The sequence below is a fragment of the Acinetobacter sp. 1207_04 genome, assembly GCF_052850415.1.
The window spans coordinates 167,988-182,887 of sequence record NZ_VXCQ01000004.1; the positions used below are offsets into that span (position 1 = coordinate 167,988).

Here is a 14,900-nt window from a genome sequence, read left to right on the forward strand (position 1 = left end):
AACGATTCTCTCTATATTTTTAAGCGCTCTATCCGTATCAATACGGATATTACGTACTATAAAAAATAAATATTTCACAGCTTTATATAAAACAAAAATCATTTTAAATCATTACTATATTTAATATTTCCTTGTAGCTTAAATTTAGCATTCTAAAGCCTTGAGAAAAAAATGAGCTATTTTTTTGTTCTATTCGACTTATAGATAAACATGCTTTTAAATGAGAATTTATATGTCGACATTCCAAGTAAAAAATACATTAGCACTAGCCATTCGTGCAGTTCTTTTGGGGGTTCCTGCATTTACATGTGGACTAACAGCAACTGTTACTTATGCCGCTACTATGCATAGTCTCTCAATTCAAAAAAGTACACTTGATCAGGCCTTAAAACAGCTTGCAATCCAAACAGGGACGACTATCAGTTATGATTCAAAGACCCTTTCAAAAATATATAGTCAGGGCTTAACAGGAAGTTATTCAGCAGAAGATGCTTTAAATAAATTATTGCAACCCACTAATTTTGAATTAATTAAACTTAAAAATGGTGGGTTTGGTATCACCCCAAGCAAAACAACAAATGAAAATGAAGCGAATCAACTTAAACTTAGCACTATTCCATCTAATCTAAATTTACAAACATCAGATGAAATAGAAAAACTACCAACTATTACCATCACCTCAAGTACGACTCAACCATTAACGACAGAAAACACAGGTTTATATACTGCAAAAGCAACCACTGCATCTACTGGATTAACACTCAGTTTAAAAGAAACACCTCAATTGGTAAGTGTTATCACTCGGCAACAAATGGAAGATCAAAATCTTACACAACTTATGGATGTTGTAAATCAAGCTGCTGGTTTATCCACTAAGCAAGGAGGAAATATAGGTTCAGATAGTTCTCCAATTTATGCTCGTGGTCAAACAGTAGATAACTATTTACTAGATGGTGTAAAACTACTTAATTCATATTCAAGTATATTTCAAAGCCAAGATACGGCACTTTTTGACCGCGTTGAAATTGTTCGTGGAGCAAATGGAATAATGACTGGTGCGGGCGCGGCTAGTGCAAGTATAAATATGGTTCGTAAAAAACCATTAGAAGATTTCAAGGCTACTGTCAGTGCAAGTGCAGGTTCATGGGATACTTATCGTGCAGATATTGATGTTTCTACACCTTTAACACAGTCAGGCAATGTTCGTGGTCGAGCTGTATTGGCTTATCAAGATGGTGATTCTTATATTGATCGCTATAATGAAAAACGTAAAGTGGCATATGGTGTCATTGAAGCAGACTTATCAGATCAAACTAAAGCCAGTTTAGGAGTCAGCTATCAACAGATTGATATAACGGGTATTGCTCGTAGTGGTTTACCTACCTATTACACTGATGGAACACCTATAAATTGGTCACAATCAGATTCAGCTTCTGCAAATTGGTCAACATCAGATCGTTCAACTACTGGCTATTTTGCAGATATTGAACATCAGATTAATGATAACTGGAAAGTAAAAGGAGTTGCATCACGAACGATTACTTCATCCGATGAGACTGTAGGTTATGTATTTTCTGGTGCAGGCATCAATAAAGAGACAGGAGCTGGTGCTTTACTTTATGGAACACGCTGGGACTACAAACCCACTCAAGATTTATTTAATATAACCTTAAATGGCTCATTTGATTTGTTTAATCAAACACATGAAATCGTTGCTGGAACCACATATGCAAAAAGTGAAAATAAACGTCCTAGCTCAACGGGTTGGAATGTTAATACAATAGATAATATTTTTACTTGGGATGGCTATACTCCTGCTAAACCGGAGCTAAAAACCAATGGATGGTACAGTACTGACGAAAAAACTCTTTCTGCCTTTACTGCAGCTCGCTTTAAACTTACTGACCCACTAGCAATGATCATTGGCGCTCGATTTGATGATTGGGAACGGATTTCAAAGACCAATCCCGAAACAGGTGGTACGGCAACGAATAAAAAACAACAAGAAAAAGAAATCATTCCTTATGTGGGACTTACATACGATCTAACGCCATCGTGGACCGCTTATACGAGTTATACAACTATTTTCTCTCCACAAGATCGATATGATATTAATGGTAATTTTATCGACCCATTGGTTGGAAATAGCACTGAAATAGGAATTAAAGGTGAATTTTTCGATAATCAATTAAATATCGGAGCGGCAATTTATCAAACAAAAGAAGATAATAAAGCGATACTCATCACGGGTGCTCCACAAATTGATCTACCGAATGGTCAAAAAGTATCACCATATCGTGCTGAATCTGGTACAAAAAGCCGCGGGTTTGAGTTGGAAGCAACAGGTAAGCTAACAGATTTATGGCAAATTTCAGCAAGCTTTGCGCGTAATCTTTCTCAAGATAGTAAAGGTGATAATCTCAATAGTGATGTACCAAATAACATAGCTAAATTATTTACTTCATACACATTCCCCCAATTGAATCAGGCATTAACAGTTGGTACTGGAATTCGTTGGCAAAGTGATATTTATACATATGTTAAACGCACTAACTCTTTTAAATCTGAACAAGGAAGCTATGGCATAGTTGATTTAATGGCACGCTATAAAATCAATGAGAACCTAACAGCCAATTTAAATATTAATAATCTATTCAATGAAAAATATCATTTAACTACGTTAAATAGCTATTATGGTGCACCAACTAACTTTCAAGTTGGTGTTAAATATAATTGGTAGTTCATAAGTTATAGTTTTATATAGAGGCTTATTCATTAATATAACTCTCAAATGAATAAGCCTTAAGCAAAGTTTAATCTATGAAAGATTTAATGTTAAAAACATTACTCTTTCTAAAAAAATCAGGACAATCTTAAAAAAAATCAAAAAATAAAATAATGAATCCATAACCCCATCATAGTTACACCTCAAATTTTAAAACTGAAATAATAAATTTATACTTGAATAATAACGAGCTATGACACCAATCAGAAACTAAATATTTCCATTAAAAACTTATCAAAATATTTAATCACAATCTAGTGAAAGCTGAGAAAAAAAATTCTAGAAAGCACTTGCTGTTGTGCAATTGGATTCGTAAATATCAAAAATTGTGGCATACTTAGCAATAGGTGTAAACTCGAAGCTAGGCTCATCGTCCACTCAAATCGGAGCAACGAGTATCACAACTAACATGAAATTGTATCTAATCCATTGAATTTGTATATTAAAATCTAATTAATGAAATTTATCTTCGTACAGAAGTATTAAATAAAGTTACGGAATTAGATCAACTCCATACCGAAGTTGGTATTTGATTTTTTATAATTTAGGAAAATTTTATTTTTAATTTTTTATAAGATAAATTTTATTAAAATACTTAAAAGCAACCCATTCTAAAATTATTATTTTAAAAAAGGTTGCTACATAACATAAAATCCTAATATTTTTTAAAACTTATACTTGAGTCCTAAATTATAGTTACGCCCTTCACCCCATGTATAAGTGCTATACCAGCTAAAAATCGTATAATACTTTTCATCTAAAAGATTATTCACATTAAATGAAAATGATAGCTGATCATTGAGTTTATAATTAGCCATTGCATCAACTAGCCAATAATCAGAAACGGTATGTTTTACAGGGTCTGTATATTGTGGATTATGTACATTACCCCATGTCTCATCTTGCCAACGTACACCACCACCTATGGTTAAACCCTCAACCCATTGATTAACTTTATAACTAGTATAAAGTGTAAACTCATTTTCAGGTGTTAACGTACTCACCTTACTCTCTTGTTGTTTCGATACTTTATGATTAAAACCTGCATGTAGATTCCAATCAGGCATAATCTCACCTGTAACTTCTAATTCTACACCTTTAGTTTTAACGCCTTGTATCGCTTCAAATGCAGCATCACCAGAAGGGGTTGTCACACCAGCAATCTCTTGAGCAAAATTGTCTTGTTTAAGCTGATAATATGCCAAACTCGCATTTAAACGACCATCATAAAACTCCCCTTTTACGCCTACTTCGTAGTTCTCACCTTCTTGTGGATCAAGTGTTTTTCCATTTACATCTCTATTAGATTGAGGTGAGAATATTGTGCTATAACTCGCATAAAGAGAATAATTGTCATTTAAATCATAGACTGTACCAATATATGGTACAAAAACTCCAGATTCTTTAATATCCTCTGATTCATAATTGGCAACCCTGCCTCCTAAAATCAATTTTAAATCATCTCGTAAATTCAAACGAGATGTGACATATAATCCATTTTGTTTGGTCTTTTCTTTATTTGTCCAATGACTACCTGCTTGCCAATCAGGTTCTGGTACATTGCCATTCCATTGATAGTATTGATCTACAGTGGTCTTATAATCATTTGGTGCGCTATAGCCATTATTTTTCCATGTACTTTCCGAAATATTTGCACCTACAACCAATTCATGTTCACGTCCAAGTAATTTAAATGGTCCGCTTGCATATATATCAGCAGCATTGCTTTTTGTCTCACCTTTATAATTTCCAGCCCACATAGAGACACCACTTCCATCGATTGGATTTGGATTTCCTCCTGCAGCTGCACCTAACTGCGCATCATAACCATTGATTTGGTGATTTAACTGTAGTTTAGCTACCCAATCGTTATCAAATTTATGCTCTAAAGTTGAAAAAATCGTCCGTGTATATTGCTCCCAATTACTCCAACGGGCACCATTATTAAAGTTAGCGGGCATTTTATTGAAATTACCTGCTGTATTATAAATGGGTATACCGCCCCAAGTTGATCCTTCAGGTTTGCTATCTTGATAATCAGCACCAACAGTCAAAAGTGTTTTATCTGTCAAATCAGTTTCTACTATGCCGTAAAAAACGGGGGTTTTACGTTCATAGTGATCCAATTCAGATTCTTTATCCTGATATGCCGCAACACCACGGGCACGAAAAGTACCAGAGTCATTAAGTGGTCCACTTAAATCAATTTCACCACTATAAGTATTCCATGAGCCTACCCCAACTGATGCACTACCCTGAAATTCGCTAGTCGGTTTTTTACGAATTAAATTAATCGTAGCTCCAGGATCACCTACACCTGTTAATAATCCCGTTGCGCCTTTTAAGACTTCAATACGATCATAGATTGCTGTATTACTTAAGGTATTACCCGCTGAATATGCTGAATCACGACGCATAGGAATCCCGTCGTATTGAAAATTTTGAATAGCAAACCCACGTGAATAATATTCAGTCCTTTCACTATCATAAGTGACAACACTAACACCAGGTGTATGGCGCATTACATCATCAATAGAATTTAAGTTAAAATCATCCATTTCCTGTCGAGTAATGACACTAATTGTCTGTGGTGTTTCTCTTGGCTTTAGAACTAAACGCGTAGCAGTAGCGATTGTACTTGGTGTGTATATTCCACTATTTTCTGTTATTCCACCTAGCTGATTGGCTATAATCGTGATCGTAGGAAGGATCTTAGTCTCTACCACATTACTTTTTTCTGTCTCGTCAGAAGCATGTACTACAGCAGTTGTGGCAACATATGTTGCACCTAGCATAATGATTTTTATCATTTTTGTTAAATAATTTCTTTTAGCTAACTTACGAATGTTCTTTTGCTGTTGCATGGATTATGCCTCTTAAATTATTTACTGTTACAACATAAAATGAGTAAGAATCATACATTCAGCCAAGTTGTCTAAGCGTTAGACTGAACACCTCAAACGGTAATAATTCCCAATTACAATAGTAAACAATTCTTATTAATATTCATACTAAAATTCATCACATTTTTATATTCATGTATTCTGAAATTAAAGGGAGGTCTCATTTGGGAGATTTTATGCAATCAACTTATAAATTTATCTATCATTTGATTTGGTGTCTTAGAATATAAATCTTTCTGAATTCTTCGCGGATTCTAAAATAGCTGTATATAATTTGTAATATCTACTTTAGCTTACCAAGTGAAAGTCTCCCTTTTTTTCAGCACACTCATTTTAAATATCTGTTGAAAGCCAAAATATGTCGTACAGATTAATTTTGAACAAAAAAAATACTAGAGCTAACACTGCTTAACTTATTCTCGACTCTCAAACCGATTTTCAATGCATTGATGGATTTCATAAACAGACCAGCCAATACGGTTTTGCGTGATTTGAATTTCTTATGGAATGTTGGATCATGATACAGTGCAAACTCATCCATTATTTCATATATAGTTGAACAGCTAACATCTGTGAATTGAATGACTTCTTTAATATGAATAATTTGATTAGCTTTAAGATTTATAAGTACCGTATCCGATATAGCGCGTCTTTTAATATTTGTTCTTTTCATGGCTTGTACACCAACGAGTTCAATAGAATGTGTAATGTACAACACAGTGTACACGATGCATGTACACTATAGTTCGTTATGTTTAGACATAAAAAAAGGCTTAACCCCTTTAGGATTAAGCCTTTCCGTTTTATATTTCACTATATTAGTTCATATAAAACTAGGTATTTGGTGGAGGTGGCGGGAGTTGAACCCGCGTCCGCCAGCACTACGCTCGAGAATACTACATGCTTAGATATCGTCTATTATTTTAACCCTTTGTGACCCGACGAACAGGATACTCAGGCGATCCTCTAAATTTAGTACAAAGCCCCGAGGCGTGGCTTTAATACGGACTTGTGTGCGTGCGCTTCAGTCGGACTCTCTAACCACAAGTATTCGGAGAGGCGGACAAGCTGCCCTTAGGCAGCTAGAGCGTATGATTCGTCGTTTGCGACTAAAAAATGCAAATTTGATTTACGAGAGAAAATGCGCTCTCGGCATGCATCTATGAGTTTCATCACCAGCGTCGAAGCCAGAAACACCCCCAAAGTACGCAGTTATCATAACATATTTAATTAAAAATACGATCATATTTTCAAACAATTACACTTCTTGATACGCTAATGAGTATAAATACGCTAATATTTTCTTTTTTAAGCTAATAACAGAAAAACGATGAGCTATTTACTAGCACTTGATCAAGGAACGACTTCGAGCCGCGCAATCATTTTTAATGAAAATGGAAAAGTACATGCGACCGCTCAAAGAGAAACACACATTAAAACGCCATATTCGGGTTGGGTCGAACAAGATGCACAAGAAATTTGGACGACACAAATTGCGGTTGTGCAACAAGCCATGGCTTCAGCCCGTATTCTCGCTAAAGATATCAAAGCACTCGGACTAACCAATCAACGAGAAACTACAGTCGTTTGGGACAAACGTACAGGTACCCCTCTCGCTCCTGCCATTATTTGGCAAGACCGCCGTGCGGCAGAATGGTGCAACAGCCTATTACAAAACAACAAAATGAATAAAATTCATAAAAAAACTGGGCTACGCATTGACCCCTATTTTAGTGCAGGAAAACTAGTATGGTTATTACAAAATATTGATGGCTTAAGAGAACTCGCACAACAAGGTCATGTCGCTTTTGGTACTATTGACAGTTGGCTAATTTGGAATTTAACTCAAGGGAGTCAGCATGTTATTGAAGTAAGTAATGCCTCTCGTACCATGTTGATGAATCTTGAAACTCAACAGTGGGACACTGAACTACTCGAACTGTTTGATATTCCACGTTCAGTTTTACCTACAATTATTCGTTCAGATGAATATGTCGCCAATACTGCTCCTGGTTTATTGGGTGCAGAAATTCCAATTGCGGGTGTCATGGGCGATCAACAATCTGCACTATTTGGTCAATCTTGCTTTGAAGCTGGCACGGCGAAAAACACCTATGGCACAGGATGTTTCATGCTCTTTAACACCGGTGAAAAACTACAGTATAGCCAAAATCAACTACTCACCACACTCGCATGGAACTGCCAAAATAAAACCAGTTATGCTTTAGAAGGCAGTGTTTTTATGGCAGGTGCTATAGTGCAATGGCTAAGAGATGGTTTGGGTATTATTAAAAATAGTACTGAAGTGGAAAAACTTGCCTGCCAAGTCAATAGCACTGATGGTGTCGTACTTGTTCCAGCATTTACAGGATTAGGCGCACCCCATTGGGATACCGATGCGCGCGCTTTACTCTGTGGTATGTCACGAGGAACAAATAAAGCCCACATTGCCCGTGCTGCCTTAGAATCAATTGCTTTTCAGGTTTCCGATGTCCTTACCGCTATGCAATCTGACATTAACCAACCCTTAAAAGAGTTACGTGTCGATGGTGGTGCAAGCCAAAATGATATGCTCATGCAGTTTCAAGCAGACATATTAAATGTTCCTGTTTTACGTCCCAAATTGCTTGAATCTACCGCATGGGGTGCAGCAGCAATGGCTGGCTTAAAAATAGATGTATTTGATAATCTACAACAGATAGCAGAATCTTGGCAACTTGATCGGTCTTTTGAACCCAATATGAGTAACGATCAGCGGACTTTCCATTTAGAACAATGGAATAGTGCCTTACAACGTGCAAAATCTTCGCTTTAAGTAAAAGCCTCGACATTTGAGCAATATAAAAATCATAAAAAAGCCCGATCATTAAATCGGGCTTTTTATATTCTAAATTATGCTAAGAATCATAAATTTTAATGTGCATGTCCTGCACCAACTGAACCTTTCGGCTTTGGACTTAACCAAATAAACAGCCCTGCAAAAATAAATAACATCGCAAAAATCAAAAAAACATGATTGACTGACATTGTCAGTGCTTCTTTATCGACAAGATTAGATATAACACCTAATGCTCGCTCGGAACTAAAGCCATTCTGCATTAAATTTTGCTGTGTCTCTTCAACATGCATACTCGATACCATTTCACTGCGTGCAAGTTTGGCATGATCATCCCAAATCGTAACAGCAATGGATGCCCCTATCGCGCCTGCCATAGTACGAACAAAGTTCATTAAACCCGCTGCAGATGCAAGTTCATCAGGACGAACCGCACCAAGTGCAATATTGGTTAAAGGAATAAAGAAGAATGGTACAGCAAAACCTTGAATAATTTGTGGCAATGCCAGAATCATAAAGTCGGCATCTGTAATCCAAAATGAACGCATCAAGGTGACTACACCCATTAAAATCAGACCAAAACTCGCCAATGCTCTTGGGTCATATTTCGTCACTAGTTTTGCCACAATGGGTGACATCAACAAGCTACCAAACCCCATTGTTGCTGTCAGATAACCTGCCCAAGAAGCTGTATAACCTAGATTAATTTGCAACCATTGTGGGATCAATACAATACTGCCAAAGAATGCGCCAAAGGCAAAAGCAAGTGATAAGGTCGCAACGGTAAAGCCACGATATTTGAAAATTTGGATATTCACCACAGGATGCTTTTCGGTGATTTCCCAAATCACAAAGACAATAAAACCAATAATGGTAATGCCTGCCAAAATCCAAATGAGACTACTGCTAAACCAATCATGTTCATGTCCAAGATCAAGCATGAGCTGCAATGCGCCAATCCATAAAATCAACAATGCTAAACCCACACTATCAATTTTCAATTTTGCAATTGGTGTTTCTGCCGATTTTAATAAGCGCATTGCTGCAACAGCACAGAAAATCCCGACAGGAATATTGATAAAGAAAATCCAGTGCCAAGACATATTATCACTGATGGTCCCACCCAAAATTGGACCGAGAATTGGACCAACAACGGTGGTCATTGCCCACATGCCCATGGCTTGAGCCTGTTTTTCGGGTGGAAAAATTCGCATCAGCAATGTTTGACTGAGCGGCATAATTGGTCCACCAAATAAACCCTGCCCGATACGACAAATCACAAGCATGGCTAAACTATTTGAAAGCCCACATAAAATTGAAAATAGCGTAAAACCAATCAGGCAAATACAAAAGACTCGAACTGCACCAAAACGCCCTGCCAGCCACCCTGTGAGTGGAACACAAATCGCCTCGGCAACTGCATAAGAGGTAATGACCCATGTGCCTTGCGAACTTGATACTGCTAAGCTGCCAGTAATATGCGGTACCGACACATTGGCAATGGTCATATCGAGTACGACCATAAAGTTTGCCAATGCCAAAACGAAGGCAGCGAAAATTAATCTTCCGCCCTTCAGATCATGAAATACTGGAGTATTCATGATCTTAATTCTTTGTTAAATCAACGGTCGCTTCCATAGAAAGACCAACACGTAAAGGATATTTTTCCAAGTCTTTTGAATCAAGTTGAATACGTACAGGTAAACGTTGAACCACTTTAATCCAATTCCCTGTCGCATTCTGTGCAGGAATTAAGGCAAATGCTGAACCTGTTCCACCTGAAAAACCAATGACCTTACCGTGATATTCAACATCATCACCATATAAATCTGATGTCAATGTAACCGTTTGCCCAACTCGAACTTTTTCCAATTGGCTTTCTTTGAAATTCGCATCAACATAAAGCTGATTGATTGGAACAATACGCATTAAAATTGAACCAGGTGCAACACGTTGTCCCACCTGAATACTACGACGTGCCACCACACCATCAAGTGGTGCACGAATTTCTGTACGCTGTAAATCTAACTGAGCCTGTTCAACTTTTGCCTGTGCAACCAATACATCAGGCGTTGAAGACTGTGATGCACCTTTAATAAGTGCTTCATTGGCATCCAAATTACTTTGGGCTGCTTTACGTTTCGATTCAGCTTGTGCTAAAGCTGCTTGTGCCACTTTCAAATTAGCTTGAGCATTGTCTAAAGCACTTTGTGATTTGGTAAACTCTTCTTTAGAAATTGCCCCCGAAGCACTGAGTTTATTTCGACGATCAAACTCTTGTTGTGCTTGTTGCTGTGCCACTTGTGATTGTGCCACCTGCGCTTTGGCACTATTGATGTCATCACTACTGATCATAATTTGAGATGATAACGAACTACTATTTGCAGAACTTTGCGTATATTGACGTTTAGCTTTAGCAAGTTCCGCCTGTGCTTGTGCAAGTGCAATTTGTGCATCTCGAGGATCAACGATAGCCAACACATCACCTTGTTTCACTTGCTGTGTATCGCTGACCTTAACTTCGGCAACTTGCCCATTCACCATTGAAGTAATTTCAGCCGTTTCTGCACCGACATAAGCATTGTCTGTGCTGACTGTCTGTCCAAATACTAAATGATAAATTGAATACACAAGCGCAATAATGATGAGAATCACCGCAAAGATACTGAGTAACTTCTTACGCTTGGTTTTCATTGCTTGGTCAGTTTCTGACGATTCAATTTGTGGATCAGGTGTATTTTGTGCTTCGGTCATCGCATATTCCTAACTGACTTAAACTCGGTCAAAACATCAGCACACTCTAAACCTATAATCTGAAGATAGTCTGAATCACAGTTTATGGTATTGGAAGGTTTGTATTGAAGATGGTCAAGTCAATTTCTTAAAATTTTAGGGTCTAATTTTACTATGAAAAATCACAATATGAGAATAAAAAAATAACTCTATAGTTTAATTTTAATTTTTAAAGCAATACTATTGATTCTATTCTTCTTTTAAATAAAAAATAAGCCACCAGAATGCTTATTTTAATGGTTTGTTTTGACACAATGAGTACAAAGTGTACCAATTAGTACACTTTGTCAATTTAATCAATACGCATAAGATGCAATAGCAGTGGCAATCGCCTTCCCTTCATTATTGCTCATTGTCATACGCATGGTACAACCTTTACGTCCCATACGGAGTGTTTCAGCACGAGCAATAAAATACTCGCCACGACCCGGTGCCAAATAATCTACACGCATATCGACTGTCGCAAGGCGTGAAACTTTTTTAAGTGTATCGGGCAGTTGATCGGCTTCAGCGCGTTTATATAATTCTCCCATTGCGACAATGCCACCAATACTATCAAGTAAAGTTGCAGCAACACCGCCATGTAAAATTTGAAAAGCAACATTTCCAATCAAGTAGGGTTTCATTTCAATGAAACCCTCAATTTCACCATCAACTACACGCATTTGCATGGCGTTATGAGAAAAATAAGGTGAACCATTAAATGCTTGCGTTAACTGATTAAGTACGACATTGATATCAGCTTTAGCACCTAAATGTAAGTTACCTGTCCACTTCTTTTGTGACTCTTGGAGAGTTGAATCACTTTTAAGCGAATCTTGAGGAGAATCATTCATTTTACATCACCGCTTTTCCAAATCGACATCATCAAGAAAAAAGCACACACTTTTTTCCAAAAAAAAATATTAAGAGTCTACAATAAGCCACTAGTTTAATACTGAATAATGAGATTGTTATGACTTATACGTTCAATCGTCCAGCGTTTCCTGCAACTCGTATGCGCCGTATCCGCAAGAATGATCAACTCAGAGCTATGGTTAGCGAAACGCATTTAACAGCAGATCATCTTATTTATCCAGTATTTGTACTTCCGGGTCAAAATCAAAGCCAAGACATTCCAAGCATGCCGAATGTGCAACGTCTTTCAGCCGATCTGTTGCTTAAGAAATCAGAAACCTTACTTGAATTGGGTGTGTCGAAGCTTGCACTTTTTCCTGTAACGCCACAAGAAGACAAAAGTTTATTGGCAGAAGCTGCTTGGCATGAAGATGGTTTAGTACAAAACACTTTACGCCTACTGAAAAAAGAATTGCCTGAAATGGTACTCATCACAGATGGTGCGCTTGATCCTTATACCACGCACGGTCAAGACGGCATTTTGGATGAAACTGGCTTTGTCTTGAATGATGAAACCGTTCAAGCCCTTATCAAACAATCTCTCAGCCATGCCGAAGCAGGTGCAGATGTGATTGCTCCAAGTGACATGATGGATGGTCGTATTGGTGCAATTCGCCAAGCGCTTGAAAGTAATGGTCATATTTATACAAGCATTATGGCGTACTCAGCAAAATATGCATCAAGTTTCTATGGGCCATTCCGCGATGCAGTCGGTTCATCAAGCAACTTAAAAGGTGGCAATAAATACACGTATCAAATGGATATTGGAAACCGTGCAGAAGCATTGCATGAAATTGCACTCGATATTCAAGAAGGTGCAGACATGGTCATTGTGAAACCAGGTATGCCATATTTAGATGTTGTGCGTGAAGTGAAAGATACTTTTGGCGTACCAACATTTGTTTATCAGGTCAGTGGTGAATATGCAATGTTGGCAGCTGCCATTCAAAATGGTTGGTTGTCAGATAGCGTCATTATGGAATCACTCATGTGCTGTCGCCGTGCCGGAGCTGATGGTATTTGGACATATTTCGCGGAAGATGCAGCACGTAAATTAAAAGAGATGAAATAAGTTTTATCTTAAAAAATACATCAACAAAAAAGCTTCATTAATATGAAGCTTTTTTGATCTTAAAATTTACCATATAACAATAGGTTTTTTAATTCCCCCTTTACTCTTGCAGAGTTAACGCCTCAATCCCACAAGAAGAAATCTCCAACTTAAAATTTAAATAATGATCAATACTCAGTTTTAATTTTTGCAAGAACCTTACAGTTTTACATCAATATTTATAACTATATGCAAGCCCTAAAATATCTTGACTCATTCATGGTGGTGACCTTAATATCAATTAAGGAAATCATATTTTGTTTAAAACATTTTGTAATCCAACTAAAAATGGCATGCTTATCTTTTTTATGCATAAGTGAAATTGAAAATAATTTTTATGTATATAAAGAAAAATATTCACAATGCTATTTTCAATATGCTCTAATATCTAAACATTTTTAAACAGAAATACAGCATGCACATCGCCATTATCGGTGCAGGGGTCAGCGGATTACTGACCGCACTCGAACTTGTAGAGCAAGGCTGTGAAATAAGTCTATTTGATCAACAACAGACAGGACATGCTGCTTCATGGGCAGGTGGTGGAATTCTCTCCCCGATGTATCCATGGCGATATCCGCGTGAAGTCAATCACTTAGCAAAAGATGGTAAAGCTTTATATCAACACTGGAATGCAAAAATATCACCCAAAACAGGCATCGATTTTCAAATTAATGAAACTGGTATGTTAATTTTTGATGAAGATAATTTTGAAATTGGATTGAATTATAAAAATTTATACAATGAGCCGATGCAACACTGTGAATATTTAAAACGTGAACAACTTGAACATGTCAATCCGCATATTTCAACAGCATTTCAACATGCAATTCATTTTCCACAGCTTGCCAATGTGCGTAATCCACGATTATTAAAATCACTCACGGCATATTTAAAACAGCACCCTCAAGTCAAGATTTATGAAAACACATGGATTGATGAATTCCACATTCAATACGGGAAAATTCAATCGATTCAAGCACAAAATGGGAAAAAATTCGTTGCCGATCAATTTGTGATTGCAACTGGTGCATGGTCAAATCATTGGTCGAAGCAACTACACGTTCAGATTCCCGTTGAACCAGTACAAGGGCAAATGTTGCTCTTTAAAACGCCTGAAAATTGGCTACCGACCATGTGTATGAATCAGGTCATGTATCTGATTCCTCGTTTAGATGGTCATGTGGTCTGTGGTTCGAGTATGAATCATCTTGGTTTTGAGCATCGACCATCGGTGCAGACTCAACAAAATATTTTTAAAGCCTGTACGCAAATAGTCCCTGAACTTGCCAATTTTCCGATTGTAAAACAATGGGCAGGTTTACGCCCAAGCTCCCCCACAGGTATTCCCTATATTGGACAAATGCCAAATATTGGAAATCTTTGGGCAAATTTCGGACATTATCGAAATGGTTTATGTATGGGACCATCATCGGCACAATTGCTTAGACAACTGATGTTAAAGCAACCGACAAATGTTGATCCTACAGCCTATTCACCATTACAACTGATTTAAAAAGATTTGATACACAAACATTAAGCGATTTAAAAAACTACCCAAATAATCATGTTAGA

Annotated in this window: 8 protein-coding genes, 1 other RNA gene and 1 pseudogene; 4 read left to right on the forward strand and 6 right to left on the reverse strand. The window is 37.2% G+C overall.

From position 1 onward, the window contains the following. Positions 1-232: 232 nt before the first annotated feature. Positions 233-2,740, forward strand: coding sequence for a TonB-dependent siderophore receptor (locus FW754_RS05315; RefSeq protein WP_446324060.1), 2,508 nt, complete (start codon positions 233-235; stop codon positions 2,738-2,740). A gap of 710 nt (positions 2,741-3,450) precedes the next feature. Here the strand turns inward: FW754_RS05315 and FW754_RS05320 are convergent. From FW754_RS05320 to ssrA, 3 genes and pseudogenes are all read right to left on the reverse strand, one after another. Next, positions 3,451-5,649 carry a TonB-dependent siderophore receptor gene (locus FW754_RS05320; protein WP_446324061.1) on the reverse strand — a complete coding sequence of 733 codons (2,199 nt, stop codon included), beginning with the start codon at positions 5,647-5,649 and terminating at the stop codon, positions 3,451-3,453. 452 nt (positions 5,650-6,101) lie between these two features. Then, positions 6,102-6,361 (reverse strand): annotated as a pseudogene (locus FW754_RS05325) (helix-turn-helix transcriptional regulator). Positions 6,362-6,530: 169 nt separating this feature from the next. Continuing rightward, positions 6,531-6,889, reverse strand: a transfer-messenger RNA (tmRNA) gene (gene ssrA / locus FW754_RS05330). A 129-nt stretch (positions 6,890-7,018) separates the two neighbouring features. Here ssrA and glpK point away from each other — a divergent pair. Continuing rightward, entirely contained in the window at positions 7,019-8,503 is a 1,485-nt protein-coding gene (glpK, locus tag FW754_RS05335) for a glycerol kinase GlpK (protein ID WP_446324062.1), read from the forward strand. A gap of 98 nt (positions 8,504-8,601) precedes the next feature. On the opposite strand, the gene FW754_RS05340 is transcribed toward glpK, so the two are convergent. From FW754_RS05340 to FW754_RS05350, 3 genes are all read right to left on the reverse strand, one after another. Continuing rightward, a complete protein-coding gene (locus tag FW754_RS05340; RefSeq protein WP_446324063.1) occupies positions 8,602-10,125 on the reverse strand; it encodes a DHA2 family efflux MFS transporter permease subunit in 1,524 nt (507 codons plus the stop codon). Positions 10,126-10,129: 4 nt separating this feature from the next. Next, on the reverse strand, positions 10,130-11,278 hold the full coding sequence (locus FW754_RS05345) for an HlyD family efflux transporter periplasmic adaptor subunit (RefSeq protein ID WP_446324064.1): 1,149 nt from the start codon (positions 11,276-11,278) through the stop codon (positions 10,130-10,132). Positions 11,279-11,613: 335 nt separating this feature from the next. Beyond that, the gene (locus FW754_RS05350) at positions 11,614-12,153 is read right to left on the reverse strand and encodes a thioesterase family protein (RefSeq protein WP_419347195.1); all 540 of its coding nucleotides are present in this window, start codon (positions 12,151-12,153) and stop codon (positions 11,614-11,616) included. Positions 12,154-12,272: 119 nt separating this feature from the next. On the opposite strand from FW754_RS05350, the gene hemB reads away from it, so the two are divergent. Both hemB and thiO read left to right on the forward strand, forming a co-directional pair. Further along, positions 12,273-13,286 (forward strand): porphobilinogen synthase, encoded by a 1,014-nt coding sequence (gene hemB, locus FW754_RS05355; RefSeq protein ID WP_419347192.1) that lies wholly within the window; start codon positions 12,273-12,275, stop codon positions 13,284-13,286. Positions 13,287-13,740: 454 nt separating this feature from the next. Then, the gene (thiO, locus tag FW754_RS05360; RefSeq protein WP_409511638.1) at positions 13,741-14,841 is read left to right on the forward strand and encodes a glycine oxidase ThiO; all 1,101 of its coding nucleotides are present in this window, start codon (positions 13,741-13,743) and stop codon (positions 14,839-14,841) included. Positions 14,842-14,900: the final 59 nt, after the last annotated feature.

Excerpts from the sequence above, each read along its gene's own strand:
- glpK (WP_446324062.1), top strand. The coding sequence starts at position 7,019 with ATGAGCTATTTACTAGCACTTGATCAAGGAACGACTTCGAGCCGCGCA.
- FW754_RS05340 (WP_446324063.1), bottom strand. The coding sequence starts at position 10,125 with ATGAATACTCCAGTATTTCATGATCTGAAGGGCGGAAGATTAATTTTC.
- hemB (WP_419347192.1), top strand. The coding sequence starts at position 12,273 with ATGACTTATACGTTCAATCGTCCAGCGTTTCCTGCAACTCGTATGCGC.
- FW754_RS05345 (WP_446324064.1), bottom strand. The coding sequence starts at position 11,278 with ATGACCGAAGCACAAAATACACCTGATCCACAAATTGAATCGTCAGAA.
- FW754_RS05350 (WP_419347195.1), bottom strand. The coding sequence starts at position 12,153 with ATGAATGATTCTCCTCAAGATTCGCTTAAAAGTGATTCAACTCTCCAA.
- FW754_RS05320 (WP_446324061.1), bottom strand. The coding sequence starts at position 5,649 with ATGCAACAGCAAAAGAACATTCGTAAGTTAGCTAAAAGAAATTATTTA.
- FW754_RS05315 (WP_446324060.1), top strand. The coding sequence starts at position 233 with ATGTCGACATTCCAAGTAAAAAATACATTAGCACTAGCCATTCGTGCA.
- thiO (WP_409511638.1), top strand. The coding sequence starts at position 13,741 with ATGCACATCGCCATTATCGGTGCAGGGGTCAGCGGATTACTGACCGCA.